Annotated in this window: 14 protein-coding genes; 11 read left to right on the top strand and 3 right to left on the bottom strand. The window is 64.3% G+C overall.

The annotated features are described in order from the left end of the window. Window positions 1–93: 93 nt before the first annotated feature. The 10 genes from ACLJPD_RS22230 to ACLJPD_RS22185 all read left to right on the top strand — a co-directional run bounded on the left by ACLJPD_RS22230 (window position 94) and on the right by ACLJPD_RS22185 (window position 12,018). Window positions 94–1,467, top strand: coding sequence for an amidohydrolase family protein (locus ACLJPD_RS22230; RefSeq protein ID WP_410874614.1), 1,374 nt, complete (start codon window positions 94–96; stop codon window positions 1,465–1,467). A 37-nt stretch (window positions 1,468–1,504) separates the two neighbouring features. Then, on the top strand, window positions 1,505–1,879 hold the full coding sequence (locus ACLJPD_RS22225) for a cupin domain-containing protein (RefSeq protein WP_410874613.1): 375 nt from the start codon (window positions 1,505–1,507) through the stop codon (window positions 1,877–1,879). Continuing rightward, window positions 1,857–2,810 (top strand): cyclase family protein, encoded by a 954-nt coding sequence (locus ACLJPD_RS22220; protein WP_410874612.1) that lies wholly within the window; start codon window positions 1,857–1,859, stop codon window positions 2,808–2,810. The genes ACLJPD_RS22225 and ACLJPD_RS22220 overlap by 23 nt, the downstream gene beginning before the upstream one ends. A gap of 122 nt (window positions 2,811–2,932) precedes the next feature. Next, on the top strand, window positions 2,933–4,513 hold the full coding sequence (locus ACLJPD_RS22215; protein WP_410874611.1) for a bifunctional 3-(3-hydroxy-phenyl)propionate/3-hydroxycinnamic acid hydroxylase: 1,581 nt from the start codon (window positions 2,933–2,935) through the stop codon (window positions 4,511–4,513). 52 nt (window positions 4,514–4,565) lie between these two features. Beyond that, entirely contained in the window at window positions 4,566–5,390 is an 825-nt protein-coding gene (locus ACLJPD_RS22210) for an alpha/beta hydrolase fold domain-containing protein (protein WP_410874610.1), read from the top strand. A gap of 10 nt (window positions 5,391–5,400) precedes the next feature. Continuing rightward, entirely contained in the window at window positions 5,401–6,252 is an 852-nt protein-coding gene (locus tag ACLJPD_RS22205) for a fumarylacetoacetate hydrolase family protein (RefSeq protein WP_410874609.1), read from the top strand. 62 nt (window positions 6,253–6,314) lie between these two features. Next, complete coding sequence (locus ACLJPD_RS22200; protein ID WP_410875416.1) at window positions 6,315–7,805, top strand: CoA-acylating methylmalonate-semialdehyde dehydrogenase; 1,491 nt, start codon at window positions 6,315–6,317, stop codon at window positions 7,803–7,805. A 70-nt stretch (window positions 7,806–7,875) separates the two neighbouring features. Beyond that, window positions 7,876–9,414, top strand: coding sequence for a carboxyl transferase domain-containing protein (locus ACLJPD_RS22195; RefSeq protein WP_410874608.1), 1,539 nt, complete (start codon window positions 7,876–7,878; stop codon window positions 9,412–9,414). 5 nt (window positions 9,415–9,419) lie between these two features. After that, on the top strand, window positions 9,420–10,550 hold the full coding sequence (locus ACLJPD_RS22190; RefSeq protein ID WP_410874607.1) for a DUF3500 domain-containing protein: 1,131 nt from the start codon (window positions 9,420–9,422) through the stop codon (window positions 10,548–10,550). Between the two features lie 58 nt (window positions 10,551–10,608). Next, window positions 10,609–12,018, top strand: a complete 1,410-nt coding sequence (locus ACLJPD_RS22185) for an acyl-CoA synthetase (RefSeq protein ID WP_410874606.1) — start codon at window positions 10,609–10,611, stop codon at window positions 12,016–12,018. Window positions 12,019–12,248: 230 nt separating this feature from the next. Here ACLJPD_RS22185 and ACLJPD_RS22180 read toward each other — a convergent pair whose 3' ends face one another. Then, window positions 12,249–13,073, bottom strand: a complete 825-nt coding sequence (locus tag ACLJPD_RS22180) for a hypothetical protein (RefSeq protein WP_410874605.1) — start codon at window positions 13,071–13,073, stop codon at window positions 12,249–12,251. A gap of 1,057 nt (window positions 13,074–14,130) precedes the next feature. Here ACLJPD_RS22180 and ACLJPD_RS22175 point away from each other — a divergent pair. Then, window positions 14,131–14,493, top strand: a complete 363-nt coding sequence (locus tag ACLJPD_RS22175; protein ID WP_410874604.1) for a VOC family protein — start codon at window positions 14,131–14,133, stop codon at window positions 14,491–14,493. A 269-nt stretch (window positions 14,494–14,762) separates the two neighbouring features. Here ACLJPD_RS22175 and ACLJPD_RS22170 read toward each other — a convergent pair whose 3' ends face one another. Both ACLJPD_RS22170 and ACLJPD_RS22165 read right to left on the bottom strand, forming a co-directional pair. Continuing rightward, entirely contained in the window at window positions 14,763–15,950 is a 1,188-nt protein-coding gene (locus ACLJPD_RS22170) for a TetR/AcrR family transcriptional regulator (protein WP_410874603.1), read from the bottom strand. Window positions 15,951–16,149: 199 nt separating this feature from the next. Further along, entirely contained in the window at window positions 16,150–17,259 is a 1,110-nt protein-coding gene (locus tag ACLJPD_RS22165; RefSeq protein WP_410874602.1) for an NDMA-dependent alcohol dehydrogenase, read from the bottom strand. Window positions 17,260–17,309: the final 50 nt, after the last annotated feature.

Below are 17,309 nucleotides of genomic sequence, written 5' to 3'. Positions count from 1 at the left end.
ATCAACCTGCAAACCATCAAAAGGTTCGGATGTTATAGGCTGCGCGGGTGGCTCCGGTCACACAATCATGGATCTCGAATCGAGGAGGCAGCGATGTCACGAGTGGTGGTCAAGGGCGGAACGGTCGTCACTATGGAGCCGGGTTGGCTCCCGCAGCGAGCGGATGTCTTGATCGAGGACGACAAGATCGTGGCGATCGAACCGTCCATTACGGCCGATGCCGAGCAGATCGATGCCACCGACTGCATCGTGGCGCCCGGATTGGTGGACACGCACCGGCATGTATGGCAGGCGGGACTGCGTGGGGTGACCGCCGACATGGTCCTGAAGGACTACTTCCGTAGTGTGCGATTTCAGGCGTCGCCGGTCTATCGGCCCGAGGATATCGAGGTGGGCAATCTCGCCGGGATGCTCGAGGCGATCGACGCGGGGGTCACCAGCGTCCTGGACTTCTCCCATTCGATTTCTTCGCCTGATCACGCCGAGGCTGCCATCGATGGGACCATTGCCTCCGGGGGTCGCAGCCAGTTCGCTCTCGGATTCAATGATGTTGTGGGCCAGCACAAGTCGCTCGACTCTGCACAGGGTTGCCTGCACCTGGCCGAGTCTCTGCGCAAGGGCAGGCTGGCGGCGGACGACGCTCTCGTGACCTTGGGTATCGCGCTGTCGGATCTGCCGGAGGTCGGTCTGGAGCGCATCCGCGCGGAGTTGGAGGGTGCGCGGCGTCTGGGATTGCGCAGCACCACCAACGCTCTGGCGATTCTTTTCAACGATCCTGTCGATGACATCGAGGTCCTGGACGGGGCGGGCTTGCTCGGTCCGGACATCGTGTGGGTGCACCTGAACTACGCAACACCGGACCAGTTTCGTCGCGTGGTGGAGTCCGGCGGTTCGGTGTCGACGTGCCCGGAAGCGGAGATGGCCATGGGGATGGGCCGACCGGCCACCGAGCGAGTGCTCGCCGCGGGCGGCCACTGCACGTTGGGCTGTGACGTCACCACGTCTGTGTCGGGCAGCCTGCTGCAGCAGGCACGTACCGCGATGCAGGTCGGACGACTCTTGGACGCCGACGAACGCATGGCGACGGGGAAGGCGCCGTTGTCGGTTCCACCGTCGTGCGAAACCATGTTGAAAGCGGCCACGATCTGGGGCGCGGAGGCCCTGGGACAATCACACCGGATCGGCAGTCTGCGCCCTGGAAAGCAAGCCGATCTCATCGTTGTACGCACCGACGCGGTGAACACCGCACCGATGATCGACCCCTATGCGACGCTGATCACCCAGGCGCAACCGTCCAATATCGACACCGTCATGATCGCCGGCGAGATTCGTAAATCCGGTGGTCGCCTCCGTGCGGACTGGTCGACCGTGCAGAAGCGGTTGGAACAGTCCAAGGAGCACGTGGCGCGTGCGGTAACAGAGCGCGGTGGCTTCCTGCCCCGACCGGCGCTGGACCTGCCTTGGTGATCACGCGTGCTCACATCAGGATTCGGAGGAACCCGTCATGCATCTGATCCGCGCGGCTCAGGCAGTCCCTTACCAGGCCCACGGGCACACGGGGGTCGACTCGCGACGTTTGCAGGGCTCCGAAGTCGGCGGCCCGGACAAGGCCGCGGTGTCCGTTTCGACCTACCTGCCCGGATCTGCAGTAGCGGCCTCACCGACGGCGGCCGACACGATCTACGTCGTCCTCGCCGGTGAGCTCGAACTCAACGGGCACCTCGGAGAGGCTTCACTCACTCTGGCCGCGCACGATTCGGTGTTTCTGCCCCGTGGCGAAGTGCGGTCCCTGCGCAATCGGACCGCCGAGAACGCGATGCTGCTGGTGGTCTTGCTGACGGAAATCGGAGGTGCCGATGAGCGGCCTGCCCACCTATGACGAGTTGCCTTCGATGCCGGACGGGGGTCGCAGTGGATGGGGCCTGTTCGGAGACGACGACGAACTCGGTTTGATCAACCTGCTGACCCCGCAGCGAGCCGCCGCTGCCGCCGCCCTGGTGAGGCGCGGGGCACGGTTCCCATTGGACGCGACATGGGGAGTGTTCGACCCCCCGCTCAACAGTGCCCGAGGCAATCCGCGTCACCATGTAATCGCTCAACCCGGCGGTATCGGGTTCGACGATGTGTGGGACAACGTCTATCCCCAGGCGGGCAGTCAGTGGGACTCGCTGGCCCACATCGGCTACAGCCGCCAGGTGTACTACAACGGCGTGACTGCCGACGAGGTGCGCGCGGGGCGCAACGGTGTCGACAAGTGGGCCGCGCACGGCATCGTGGGGCGCGGCATAGTCTTGGACATGCCCGCGGCCATGGCCACACTCGGGCGTCCCTACGACCCCGGCGACACGGTGGAATTCGGGCCAGAGGAATTGGAAGTTGCCCGCGTATCGGCGGGCGTCGAGTACCTGCCGGGTGACATCCTGCTGCTGCACACCGGGTTCGCGAAGTGGTACACCGAGCAGTCACTCGAGACCCGCAAACAACTACCGCGGCAACTGCGGGCCCCGGGACTGGCGCACAGCGAACAGGTATGCCGATACCTGTGGAACACCCATGCTGCCGCGATAGCCTCGGACACCTTCGCCGTGGAGGCATGGCCCGCCGACACCAGCCCGCAAGCGGCCCCGTTCGGCTTCATCCATCAAATGCTCATCGGCAGCTTCGGCATGGCACTGGGCGAGTTGTGGTGGCTCGATGATCTGGCTCGCGACTGCGTGGCGACCGGAATCTACGAAGGCATGCTCGTCAGCGCCCCGAGCCCGGCGCCCGGCGGCATCGCCTCGGCGCCGAACGCCATTTTCCTCAAATAAGTGAGCTGAACCACTTGACACGTTCGACGTGACCGGCAACACTCATAAAACCGCTTAAAGGTTCGGAGGTTTTATGGGTACTCTGGCCGACGGTAGCGGGACAACCGTTAGAAGGAGTTAAAGTGTCTGACCTTTACGACGTCGTGGTCGTGGGCTACGGACCTTCGGGTGAGGTTGCTACGTCGACTCTGGGTAGCCAAGGGCACCGGGTCGCGGTGTTCGAGCGGCACGAGGCCGTGTACCCGTTGCCTCGAATGGTCACCTTCGATGGCGAGGCATGCCGCACGGTGCAGGCCACCGGCACTGATGTCGACAGGGCCCTGTCGACATCAGTGGTCCTGGATGCCTGCCTGTTCGGCGATGCCGATGCTGATCCGCTGCTCACCGTGGACTGGACCGGCGAACAGTGTGGCTTCCCTGCCCACAATTCGATCTTCCAGCCCGATGTCGAAGCGACTCTGCGTGAACGCGTCGACGCGATGGATAACGTCGATGTGTTCCGCGGGACCGAAGTGATCGGGCTGGTCACCCACGACGATCATGTCGAAGTGACCGTGCGACCGAAAGGCTCACACGATCACCAGGACGCTTGGGTGGTACGCGCGAAGTACGTGATCGGCGCCGACGGCACCAACAGTTCGGTGCGCCAAGCTGCCGGTATCGAGATGACCGACTTCGGGATGCACGAGCGTTGGCTCAATTTCGACATGAACAAGAACAAGCCGCTGCCCGAGCAGTTCGACAAGCTGATCATGATCATGGATCCCCAGCGACCGCACATGTACATGCCGCTGGGAACCGATCGGCAACGCTTCGAAATGCGCGTCGCCGACAACGAAACCGATGATCAGATGCACGAACCCGAGGTCGCGTGGGAATTTCTGCGCTCCCACCACGGTCTCGGCGAGGAACACTTCTCGATCTGCCGCCAAGTGGTCTATCACTACTACACACGGGTGGCCAAGCAGTGGCGCGCTGGGCGGGTATTCATCGCCGGCGACGCAGCACACACGATGACCCCGTACATGGGTCAGGGTGGTTGCTCGGCGATCCGAGACGGGCGCAACCTGGCGTGGAAACTGCACCTGGTCCTGAACGGGATCGCCGGGGATCAGTTGCTCGACGAGTACCAGAACGAACGCGAACCCCACGTCACCGAACTGGTGGTCACCAGCCACAAGCTCGCCGAGATCGTCAACATGGTCGACGAAACGCAGGCCGAACAACGCAACTACGCCATGCGAAACAACCTCACCCCGCCTCTACCTCCGTTCCCGAAGCTCGAGAACGGGGTCCTGCACCGCGAAGCCGACAACTCGGTGGCGACGGTCACCGGCAGTCTGGCTCCGCAAGGCTTCATTCGCCGCCACGGCTCGCAAGGACGCGGCGACGACCTGCTCGGACACGGTTTCCAGCTGATCAGTCGCCGTTCCCCTCAACTCAGCGGATCCCAGCAGCGAGTTCTCGACAGCCTCGGCTGCACCGTAGCGGTGCTCGATGATCCGACTGACTCCGACGCCATCGATGACGTCGACGGCACCTATCGAACGTTCCTCGACGCCGCGGGCACCGACGCCTACATCATGCGCCCGGATTGGTACATCTTCGGGGTCGCCGCCACCGACGCGATCGGTGATCTCGTCGACGAACTCGCCGCCCGCCTGCATCTGATCACGGTCACCGAGACCGCGCCCGCCGCATGAGGCGCCATCACACCGACGACCGCACATCTTGCTCCTGCGTGAAAGGCTCACAGTGACAACTGTTCGGATCACCACCGAGGTGGAGTTCGCCCGAGTCGGCGACCTGCCCCTCACTCTCGACATCTACCGGCCGACATCGCAGGCCCATTCGGTGCCGGTCGTGCTGTACCTGCACGGTGGTGGCTGGCAGGTCGGGGACAAGACCGACGGTGCTGAGGAGCGGCTCACCGCGCTCGCAGAGCGCGGTATCGCGGTCGCCTCGGCGAACTACCGGTTCGTCGGCCAAGGACTGTTTCCCGCCCAGATCCACGACACCAAAGCCGCAGTGCGGTGGCTGCGTGCCAACGGCGCCACCCACGGTCTGGCCACCGACCGCATCGGCATCTGGGGTGCCTCGGCCGGTGCGGTACTGGCCAGTCTGACCGCACTGACCGCGGGCGACAGCGACTTCGAGGGCACCGTCGGAGAACACTTGGACCAGTCGAGTGCCGTTGACGCCGCGGTGCACTGGTTCGGGCAAACGGACCTGCTGAGCAACAGTCTGCGCAGCTGGCTCGAACGTGACTTGCTGAAGCCGGCCTTCGAGGGTCCGCTGTTCGGTGTGGAGGATCTCACCACCGTCCGTGAACAGGTTCGTGCCGCCAGCCCGCTGGCGCGCGTGCACTCCGGTGCCCCGCCGTTCCTGATCGCGCACGGCGACCGGGATCGAATCACTCCCGCCTCGGAGAGTGCCGCATTGCACGACGCGCTGGTTCGCGCAGGCGCCGAGTCGACGTTGCTGATGCTCGGCGGCGCGGGCCATGAAGGCCCCGAATTCGATCGGCCCGATCATCTCTCGATCACCGCCGCGTTCCTCGCCACGCACCTACACACGTAAGGACCGGTCCATGCGACTCATCGGAATGCGCACACCCGGCGACTCCACGACCTACATCGGTCGCCTCGACGGCGACGATCACGTCTTTCCCGTGACCGACGTCGCCACTTTCTGGTCCGATACCCCCTCCTGGCTCGCCAAAGCCGCTGAACTGACCGACGGGCGTCGGCGCCTCGACTCGGTCGAACAGCGCCCACCGGTGCCGGACTCCGCACGAGTGATCTGTATCGGATTGAACTACAAAGCCCACGCGGCCGAAGGCTCGTTCCAGGTTCCACAGTTCCCCACCCTGTTCGGTCGATGGACCTCGTCGCTGACCGTCAGCGGCACCTCGGCGCCGGTCCCGGCCGGCGAGGCGGGCCTGGACTGGGAAGGTGAGGTCGCCGCCTACGTCGGCGCACCCCTGTGCGAAACCGACCCCGACACCGCGCGCGCCGCGGTCCTTGGGTACTCGACCTTCAACGATCTCACCGCGCGCAAAGCCCAGAAACTCACCGCGCAATGGACATTGGGCAAGAACGGTGACCGCAGCGGCCCGATGGGACCACTGGTCACCACCGACGAGGTCGGTGACCTACGTGACGGACTCAGCGTTCGGACCCGGGTCAACGGCACCGTGGTCCAGAACGGCAACACCCGCGACATGATCTTCGACATCGGGCACGTTCTCGCGCTGATCAGCGAGACCTTCACCCTCAATCCCGGCGATGTCATCGCCACCGGCACGCCGGAAGGCGTTGGCTACGTGCGCAATCCGCCGTGGCTGTTGCAGCCCGGTGACGTCGTGGAAGTCGAGATCGAACGATTGGGGCTGTTGACGACCCCGATCGTCGACGCCACCACCCGACACAGCGACTGCTGACCAACCCCGGCGCGGGCACCCACCCGCCGCAACGAACGGAGATTCTCGTGGTCGACGACCATCTGCCCACCATCGCCCATTGGGTCAACGGCAAACACTATTCTGGAACGGGAACCGGGACCGCACCGGTGACCGATCCGGCTACCGGCCAGATCACCGGCCGCGTCGCTCTGGCCGGTGCCGAGGACACCCGCGCGGTCATCGACGCCGCGGCTGCGGCCTTCCCGGCGTGGCGCGACACCTCGCTGTCGCGACGCACCCAGATCCTTTTCCGGTTCCGTGAACTGCTCAACGAGCGCAAACCGGAGCTGGCCCGGATCATCACCAGCGAGCACGGCAAAGTCGTCTCCGACGCGCTCGGCGAAGTCAGCCGAGGCCAAGAGGTCGTCGAATTCGCTTGTGGCATACCGCATCTACTGCGTGGCGGGATGACCGAGAACGCCTCGACCAATATCGATGTGGCCTCGATCCGCCAGCCCGTGGGACCCGTGGCGATCATCAGCCCGTTCAATTTTCCCGCGATGGTGCCGATGTGGTTCTTCCCCCTCGCGATCGCCGCGGGAAACACCGTCGTGCTCAAACCCTCGGAAAAGGATCCCTCCGCCGCGCTGTGGCTGGCACAGCTGTGGTCGGAGGCCGGTCTGCCCGATGGTGTGTTCAACGTCGTCAACGGTGACAAGACCGCCGTCGACGAACTGCTGACCAACCCGTCGATCAAGGCCGTCTCGTTCGTCGGCTCCACCCCGATCGCCGAGTACGTCTACCGCACCGCCACCGCGGCCGGCAAGCGGGTGCAGGCCTTGGGCGGTGCCAAGAACCACGCGATCGTCCTCCCCGACGCCGACCTGGACCTGGCCGCCGACGCCGCGGTCAACGCCGCGTTCGGGTCCGCGGGCGAACGGTGTATGGCCATCTCAGCGCTAGTCGCGGTGGGCGGCATCGGCGACGAACTGGTCGCCAAGATCGAAGAACGGACCCGCACCCTACGGGTCGGCGCCGGAGTCCGCGACAACGACATGGGCCCGCTGATCACCGCCGCCCACCGCGACAAAGTCGCCTCCTATATCGACGCGGGCGAGCACAGTGGAGCATCGCTCGTGCTGGACGGTCGCTCGATCGAGGCCGACGGCGGAGCCGACGGCTTCTGGCTCGGACCGACCATCCTCGATCACGTGGCGCCGGACATGAGCGTCTACACCGACGAGATCTTCGGGCCGGTGCTCGCGATCCTGCGCGTGGACAGCTACGACGAAGCACTCGAACTGGTCAACGCCAGCCCGTATGGCAACGGCACCGCGATCTTCACCAACGACGGCGGCGCCGCGCGGCGATTCCAGAACGAAGTCGAGGTCGGCATGGTCGGCATCAACGTGCCGATTCCGGTCCCCATGGCCTACTACAGCTTCGGCGGGTGGAAGAACTCACTGTTCGGCGACACCCACGCCCACGGCGCTGACGGCGTCGCGTTCTACACCCGCGGCAAAGTCGTCACCACCCGCTGGTTGAACCCGTCGCACGGAGGTCTCAATCTGGGCTTCCCGCAAACCAGCTGACAACTTCTCACCCACGCTGCCGTCTGTCGTCGCGACACCGCGGCGCCAGCACGGAAGGATCGATAACCCGATGTCCGATCACATGTCGGTGCTGTCACCGGTCCAGACGCTGCTGTCGGAACTCTTCGACAGCGACACCCTGCGGACCTGGCACACTGCGCTGCCGTCGGTGAACACCACACCCGACTACGCCCGGCGTTTGGCCGCGGCCCGCGCCGAGACCGGCCTGGACGAGTCGATCATCGCCGGCGAGGCGCGATTGCGGGGCCATCGCCTCGCGGTCATGGCGTGTGAGTTCGAATTCCTGGCCGGGTCGATCGGCGTCGCCGCCGCCGAGCGGCTCGTGACCACGATCGAGCGGGCCACCCGCGAGCGCCTGCCCCTGCTCGCGGTCACCGCCTCCGGGGGCACGAGAATGCAGGAAGGCGCACTGGCATTCGTCCAGATGGTGAAAATCGCGGCAGCCATCGCCGACCACAAGCGAGCCGGTTTACCTTTTCTGGTCTACCTGCGCCACCCGACCACGGGCGGGGTCTATGCCTCTTGGGCATCCATGGGCCACCTCACCTTCGCCGAGCCCGCCGCTCTCATCGGTTTTCTCGGGCCACGCGTTGTGCGAGCACTGACCGGGGCAGCGCTGCCGGATCACGTGCAACGAGCGGAGAATCTGTTCGACCATGGACTGATCGACGCGGTCCTCACCCCGAGTGAGCTGCCGGACGTGCTGAGCAGGATTCTGGATCTGCGGAACCGTCCGGTCGACAGGAACACCCCCGCGACTACGCCACGAATCGTTACCCCCGCACCGTCACAGCCTTGCGACAGCTGGCAATCGGTGCTCACCTCCCGCGAGCCCGACCGGCTGAACGCGCGGCAACTACTGCACACGCTGGCGATCTCGGAGGTGTTGTTGAACGGCAACGCCGAAGGCGATGCCGCACAGCAGATCACGACCATGATCGCCCGAGTGGGCGGCATCGGTTGCGTACTGATCGCCTACACCGAGGACTCCTCTACCACGACCGGGATCGGTGTCTGCGACATCCGCGCGGCCCGGCGTGCGATCAGGGTGGCCGCGGACTTCGCACTGCCGGTGGTGACGATCATCGACACTTCGGGCGCGGAACTGAGCACAGCCGCGGAAGAACACGGGATCGCGGGGCAGATCGCCCGGTGCATGACCGAACTGGTCACCCTGCCCACCGCGACGGTCTCGGTCCTGCTCGGACAAGGCACCGGCGGCGCCGCGCTCGCCTTGCTGCCCGCTGACCGCGTGATCGCCACCGAGTACGCGTGGCTGAGTCCCTTGGCGCCGGAGGGAGCGAGCATGCTTGTTCACCACGATCTCGATCATGCTCAGCGAGTCGCAGCCGAACTCGGCATCGCGTCGTCGGTCCTGGCAGGGCACGGAATAGTCGACGTCATAGTCGGGCATGACCACTGTTCGACCGAACCGCTGGCCTCGACACTGCGCGCGGCGATCGGCAACCAACTGCGCGAGCTGCACAGCCAGTCCGACTCGGACCGATACAGCGACCGCAGGCGGCGCTACCGCATGCTCGGTCTCCACCCCACTTCAACCCTCTCGTCTCCGCAGAACAGGAGCTGACCCCGATGCCCGCAATGTATGAGGCTCCACAGACCGCGACCACCTTGCTCGTCACGGCTATGGGCCTGATCGACACCTTCGATCCGTCGCAACGCGCGGCGGCGATCATCGAGGACTTCACCGACCCTCGCCGGATGGAGTGGGACATCATTCCGCGTCCCGATCGCACCGGTGTGCCATTGCATATGCTCGATCGCCATCAACGTGTGCTGGTGTGGGATCTGATTCGCCTCGCGCTGCCGCAGCGCACCTTCACCAAAGTCCTGGCCATCCCGCAGCTCGAACACGTCCTGCGCGACTACGAGCACGACTTTCTCGGCCCGGCACTACAGACCTGGCGTTCTTCAGAGTCTTATTATCTGACGTTCTTCGGCCGTCCCGGCTTCGAGGACACCTGGACGCTGAGATTCCTCGGACATCACGTCTGCCTCAATATCACCGTGGTCGAACAACGCTGGATCTCGGCGACCCCGTGCGCTCTCGGCCAGCAACCCACCGAGTACAGCGGTGTTCTGCACCCTTTGGCCGACGACGAAGGATTGGGCTTCGAACTGCTGGCAACCCTCGACGACGACCAGCGCGCTCGAGCGGTAGTCCACGAGGTCGCGCCCGCGGACTTCGTCACCCGTCAGGTCCCCAAGATCGGTGCTTACGAATTCCCCGACCGCTACGACCTCGGCATGCCCGACTATGTCATCACCGACCCCGACCGTGCCGCACTGAAATTCGTCCGAGACCGGCCATCGGGGATCGGCGGCGCCGAACTCGATGAATCCCAGCAGCACATCCTGTGGCGCCTCGTCGACTGCTACCTCGACCGACTCCCCACCGAAACCGCAGAACAGCAACGAAAACTGCTGCGCGACTACGGCATCGGTGACATCTCCTTCGCGTGGGCCGGTGCACAGAAACGCGGTCACCCCCACTACTTCCGTGTGCAGACCCGCCACCATCTGATCGAAGCTGTGAACGCCGTCGCCGGCGGCAACCACCTGCACACCGTGCTGCGCGACTTCGACAACGACTTCGCCGCGAGCATTCTCGACGGCCATGCCGATGCCGATACCGAATGGGGCACCGCACATCTGGCCAGTCGCACGACCTCCAGCGCCGAACTCGACCCCGGGTTGGACTAGACCCAAACCCTCTCGCCGTCATCGCCGGTCACATCCGGCCCTGCTGTCAGGAACAGGTATGACCCCACCACTGCTGACCTCGCTCTACCGCGACGACCGCACCGACCGCCCCATCGTGAATGTTGGTGAGCAGTCGATGCACAAAGAGGACCTGCTTCTCGCGGGCGCAGCGGTCGCCGATCGGATCGCTGGGGCCGAGGTCGTCGCGATCGACGCCACCGCAGGGATCGACACCGTGATCGCCGTGGTGGGGTGTCTGCTCGTCGGCGCCACCGCCGTGCCGGTGCCCTCCGACTCCGGACTCGCCGAACGACGACATATCCTCAGCGATTCCCGCGCCGAACTGTGGATAGGTCCCCGCCACGACGATCTCAGCATCCCGATTCTGACGGTGGACAGCCTTGCCAGGTCCTCGACCACCTACCCCGAACCCGACCCGAACGCACCGGCGCTGATCATCTACACGTCCGGAACCACCGGGTCCCCGAAAGGTGTAGTGGTCTCGCGCCGTGCGATCGCGGCCTGCCTGGATTCGGTCGCGGACGCATGGCAGTGGAGTGCCGAAGACACACTGGTACAGGGGCTTCCGCTGTTCCACATCCACGGGCTGATCCTGGGCGTTCTCGGCGCACTGCGAATCGGTTCGCCGCTCGTGCACACCGTGCGCCCCGACCCGAAGCGATACGCCGCAGCTGCGGGGACACTGTATTTCGCGGTGCCCACGGTGTGGTCGCGGGTGTGCACCGATCCAGCTTCGGCGAGGGAACTCGCCCGAGCCCGGCTGCTGGTCTCGGGCAGCGCCCCGCTACCGACCCAGGTCTTCGAGGGATTGCGAGAACTCACCGGCATGGCGCCGATCGAACGCTATGGGATGACCGAGACGCTCATCACCGTCAGCACGCGATACCGCGGCGAGCGCCGCCCCGGATGGGTCGGGCTGCCCATCGACGGAGTCCGGAGCCGACTTCGCACCGAAACCGGTGAGTTGGCGGCACATGACGGAAAGACTTTGGGGCAGCTCGAAATCAGCGCACCGACGCTGTTCGACGGCTACCTCAACCAACCCGACAAGACGGCGGAGGTCACCACTACCGACGGCTGGTTCAGCACCGGCGACATCGCCGTCATCGACGCCGATGGCTTTCACCGCATCGTCGGACGTGAATCGGTGGACATGATCAAATCCGGCGGATACCGCATCGGCGCAGGTGAGGTCGAAGAAGCGCTGATAGCACATCCCTCGGTCCGGGAAGCCGCCGTCATCGGCGTTCATGACGCCGACCTCGGGCAACGCATCGTCGCCTACGTGGTCGGGGACTCTGTTGACCAACCCGCACTCATCGATTTCGTCGCGACGAACCTCTCGGTCCACAAACGTCCCAGAGAAATTCGGGTGGTCGACCATCTTCCGAAGAACGCGATGGGCAAGATCCAAAAGAAGACTTTGGCGAAACAGCACAACACCTGACACGTCTGCTCGATAGCGATCTGCGCTAACCGCATTGTGATCGGCCAGTTCGCCACTCGCAGCACGACCTCGACTAACGGGATGACGTGGTTGAACTCAAGGTGGTGGGCATCGCCTGCATAGACAGGACTGCTGCACGAGGAGGTGACGCTGTCACCCGGTCGTGCAGCAGCCCCAAGTGCCTCAAGAGTGACATTGTTGTGGACCTCAACATGTTCCTCAGCAGTACTTCATTCCCACGGTGCGTCCTCGCGCAGCTGCAGTCCCGCCCTATGCCGAATCCGACACACCACCCCAACCACGCCGTTCCTACACGACAGCCGCATCGACGTCGGCTGGCCACAGATCACTGACCAATGCTCGGTGGCCTCTGACTGGGCCCCGAACATCTGCGCCCCGTCCTCGCCAGTACCTCCCACCGTTCGGTTGGAATAGGTTCGCTCAACGGTTACACGGTCGGAGACCTGGAGAACCCACTCCGGAGTCGGAGGCTCGGTCATCTTCCATCGCATGACCTCCAAGACGGCGCCGAGAGCGGGTGGCGTTGCCATTTCACGTTTCCGCTGCTCGGCAGCTCGAGATTTCTCGAGGGCGACGCGCTCCGCTTCCTGGGCCCGCTCGCTTTCTGCCTTCACCCGCGCGATTTCCCAGCGGCTGCGCCCCTGCGACCGTTTGCCGTGTGACGAGCAGGGCTGCCTCTTCTTGTTCACGCACGGCGCACCAGGTGGAACTTCACATACGGGACACTCGTAGTTCTCCCTGGCAGGGTCATCGACAACGACGACGGAATCGTCATACAACCCGGTGCCCCGCGGGTCCAAGAACCGGGACAGAAACTTCTTGGCACCGTATGTGACCGACTTGAAGCCGCCGTTGCGTCCGAGTACGACCTCGGTGATCGGGCCGTATTTGCGTACCGCTGCAGCTGGACTCAGCCGCTCGGTGACAGCTACCTGACCGCGCTCGGTCCACTCGTGTCCGATGACGGGCTCCCCGACCCGCGCCCACGCGATCGGCTCACCACAGTAGCCGTCGTAGAGAACCCCATCACCCATACCTCCATCCTGCCTCGTGTCCCGGGGCGACACGATCGAGTCGCAAAAGTTGTCGAGCCAGACAACGAGTCAAATGGCCGTTCGCTGCCACACTCCAGCTTTCACATCTGGCTGTATTGATCGCGTATTGCGTTGCCGGGATCGGACCGAGGCGCTTCGCGACTCGCAGCGCACCTTCCAACCCCTGCAATGCATTCGAGATCGGGAGCGTAAGTTCCGCAGACTCCCAGGCAACCGTCCGCGCGCCGACATCTCACTCCCAGCAATCGGTGCAAGAAACTGAAAAATGCTCTGCTACAGATACTTCCACCATGTACTGCGAGTGTAAGTGTTGACAGTTACCTCGCCGCGATCTAGATTAGATATCACTCCAGCACTGTTCTTCGGCATATCTGTCCGGGATCTGTGATCAAGTCCCCCCTCGCGCACCTCTCTTGCACGTTTTCGCGTCAGATATGACGCAAAAGCGTGGTGGAGAGCCCCTGTCGCACCACTTGACCACTTAGATGCGACAGATGTGACGCGAAAACGTGGTAGAGCGGTACGCGAGACACCCTTCTTACACGCGTACCGACACGTCTCATCCACACCAGCGAGGTCAACCGTCGAACCAAGATTCGCGGATAGATGGCCGGCCGACCGCGGGTCCGGCCTCGCCGACGGCCTCGAGCCACGACAGAGAGAACCTGTTCACACGCTCGCAGTCTTGGGACGCCATCGATCCCCCATTCGAATGCCTCGTACCATTTACGCGCACCGGGCGTCTGGCTGATCGCACCCGAGCCGTGCGGTCGAGTGCCTCGATACCGGAAGACACCGTGTACCACCATGCCACCGACGTCAATGGCTGCTGCGGGTGGGCTGGTAGCTGTTTGCTGGCTGCCGATGGGTCGGTCGGTGTGCTGGGAGTGTGTTTCGTGGCGACGCAGGTGTTCGCGGACGAAGACTTAAAGCTGTCCGCCGCCTGAAAAGCAGTGGAGTGGGGCAACCCCAGTGCGGTTGAATGACTACCTGCGCCGCCGCGCGGCCGCGAATATGGATGACTGAGGAGTGGACCATGCCGATCGCTACGCTGCGAGGCGTGACTCTGGACTGCGCCGATCCCCGGGCTCTGGCCCGGTTCTACCAAGAGCTGACAGGCATGCAGCTCGGCTATAACGCTGACGAGTTCGTCGCCCTGACCGATGGTTCGGGTTGCGACCTGGGCTTCCAACAGGTCGACGGATACCAGGCCCCCCGGTGGCCCGGTCAGGACGTGCCGCAGCAGTTGCACCTGGACCTCCAGGTCGAGGACCTCGACGCGGCGGAGAAGTTGGCGCTGGGGTTCGGCGCGGTCAGGCCGGACCAACAGCCGGGCGGCGACCGGTGGCGGGTGCTGCTGGACCCGGCCGGTCACCCGTTCTGCCTGGTCGTCGGCTGATAGCGGGAGGATCTTGCCGCCGTATCCCGCGGCGGTGAGCGCGTCGATCTGGAAATCGACTTTCTGCCCGCGCGTGAAGACCCGCGCCTACCCGAACCGTGCCATGCCCGAAACTGACCCGGGACGGCTCAGTTGATGTCTGTGCGCAAACCTGCATACTGCCCACGAATTGATTCGCCGTTTTGTCGACGGCAGAGTCGGCGGAATCGCCGTTCGGTTACGCCGAGGGCGGCGGTTGGCACAGCCGACCACTCACTGGCAGTAGCAGTTCACTCGGTCTGAGCCGGATGCAGTACAGCAGTACACATTTCGACCAATCGTTCGGCCACGTCAGGCCTTCGCCCCACATGACCTGTGCGAACGATATTGTCGATGATGCTCAGCACAGCGTGCACTTTGATCTTGTTCACCGCTGGGTCGTTGTCCGGGAGCACGGGAGCGAGATGATCGACCCACAGTGCCAGGTACTCACGTTGGGTCTGCTTGGCGGCCCGGCGCTCTTTGTCCGGCAGTTGGTCCAGCTCGCCGATGAGCACGCCGAGAAGGTGGTGGTGGTCCACGGCGAAGTCGATGTAGGAGCGCAGCAGTAATTCGAGGCTCTCCGCCGCACTGTGCGCACGTGCGAGCGCGTTCATGGTCGACGACCTGCGTTGTTCACCTGCGCGAACGACCGCGGCGACGAGGAGGTCGGTCTTGCTGGGGAAGTGCTTGTAGATATTGGGTCCAGATGTTCCTGAGGCCTGCCCGATCTCGTCGGTGCTCACCGACTGGAAGCCGCGTTCGTCGAACAGCCGGATCGCTTCGTTCAGGAGGTTTTCGCGACTTGACGTGACCGGCACTTTACGATGGGGCTCGGCGCCAGGTGCGGGTCGGTCGCCGAGTTCACATCGCGTCAGCGATGTTGCCAGCTCGATGAGCTGTTCTTCGAATCGTTTGCGCGGCAGGGAAACGCGATGCAACGCGACACTGCCGAACAGCGCGGTCATCCCCCACGCCAGAAGTTCGGCGTCTTCATCATCGAGATCGGGCCGCTGCGCCTGAATGAGCCCGCCGATCAGCGTTCCGGCGCGGATGAGTTTCGCACGCTGGTCGAGCCGGTCGGCCTCGGACAGGTGGCGAGCCTCCCGCTGCCACAACAGCGCCGATGTCCGCCGCTCCAGACATCCACTCGCTGATCTGCGCAACAGATCATCTAGATCCGAGGACTCCGCAGCCAGGCGCCCGACGTCGTCGACGGCGACATGAACGACCGTCGAAAGCAGGTCCAGCTTGTTGCGGAAGTGGCGATACAGCGAAGCTGCTGTGATGCCGACCGCAGCGGCCACCTCGGCTACGGAGACGTTGTGGAATCCGCGCTCGCAGAATAGTTTCGATGCGGCAACGATGATCTGTTGCTTTCGGTCGGCGGGTCGGCGGGTCGGCGTTCGCCCGCTGGTCGATGCCGGGGTAGTCGCCACAGCTCACCGCCTCAGTCGTCACAGACGCGCTGAGCGTCCTGCAAGTGAATCCGAGTCAAGGATAGCGCAGCTTCAGCAGAAGCAGACTTTCACTGCTCTGACATGCTAAATCGCTACCGCAAGTCATGGATATAAGGTTAGAGGGAATTTGCGCGCCTGCGCCCGGCCCGCAGGGTGCCGGGCGCAGCCTCGAGGGGCATCAGTGCAGGATCATGCCGCGCAGATTCGATCCGTTCAGCAGATCCTCATATCCGTTATTAACCTCTTCGAGGCTGTAGGTACGCGTGATCAACTCGTCGAGCATGTACTGGCCTTCGTTGTACATCCGCAACAGGCGCGGAATGTCGTATTGGGGGTTCGCCGATCCGAACAGACAGCCTTTGATTGATTTCTCCGCCATCGTCAGCGCGCCACCGGGCAGCGCGACGGTGAGCTCGCCCGCCTTGCCGATCGACACCAGCACGATCTCACCGCGCTTTCCGGTGATCTCGAGAGCTTGCAGCGTGACCGCCGCGTCGGACTCGCCGATCAGAATGATGGCCTTGTCCGCCCCCTCGCCCCAGGTCAATTCCTGCACGGCGGGCAATGCGTCGGCGAACGACGCAAAGGTGTGGGTGGCACCGAACTGCTTGGCCCACTCCAGCTTTCGCGGCTCGGGGTCGATCGCGACGACGTATCGCGCCCCAGCGTGCACCGCGCCCTGCACCGCATTGACGCCCAAGCCGCCAGCGCCGAAGATCACCACAGCGTCGCCGACCCGAACGTTGGCAGTGTGGACCGCGGCGCCGAAGCCGGTGGTCACCCCACAACCGACGAGTGCGGCCTTGTCCAGCGGCAGCCAATCATCGATCTTCACCACGGACTGCTGGGGCACAACGGTACGTTCGGCGAACGTGCCAAGCATGCAGATCTGGCCGACCGGGGTGCCGTCGGCCATCGTGGCGCGGAATTCTCCGTTGGGCTGGCTGCCCACCATCAGGTTGGCGCCGTCGTTGCACAGGTTGGAATGCCCGCTCGCGCACCACCGGCAACGACCGCAGGCAGGCAGGAAGCTGGCGACGACGTGGTCGCCGGGGACCAGATGCAGCACGCCCTCGCCGACCTGTTCGATCACGCCGGCACCCTCGTGGCCGAGGATGATCGGCAACCGAGTAGGTAGACCGCCGTCCATCGCGTGCAGATCCGAATGACACAGGCCCGCCGCTGCCCATTTGACGAGGACTTCACCCGCGCCAGGCGGGTGAAGTTCGAGCTCGAGGATCTCCACGCCCTGTCCGAGTTCTCGCAGTACCGCAGCCTTGGTCTTCATAGCTTCGAGCCAACTTTCGAGTGGTTGTCCGGGGTTTCCGGATCGAGATG

The sequence above is a fragment of the Nocardia sp. A7 genome, assembly GCF_046549215.1.
In the GTDB taxonomy this organism is placed as follows: Bacteria; Actinomycetota; Actinomycetes; order Mycobacteriales; family Mycobacteriaceae; genus Nocardia.
Note: the sequence above shows the minus strand (reverse complement) of the source record. Positions and strands in the feature narration are given on the sequence as shown.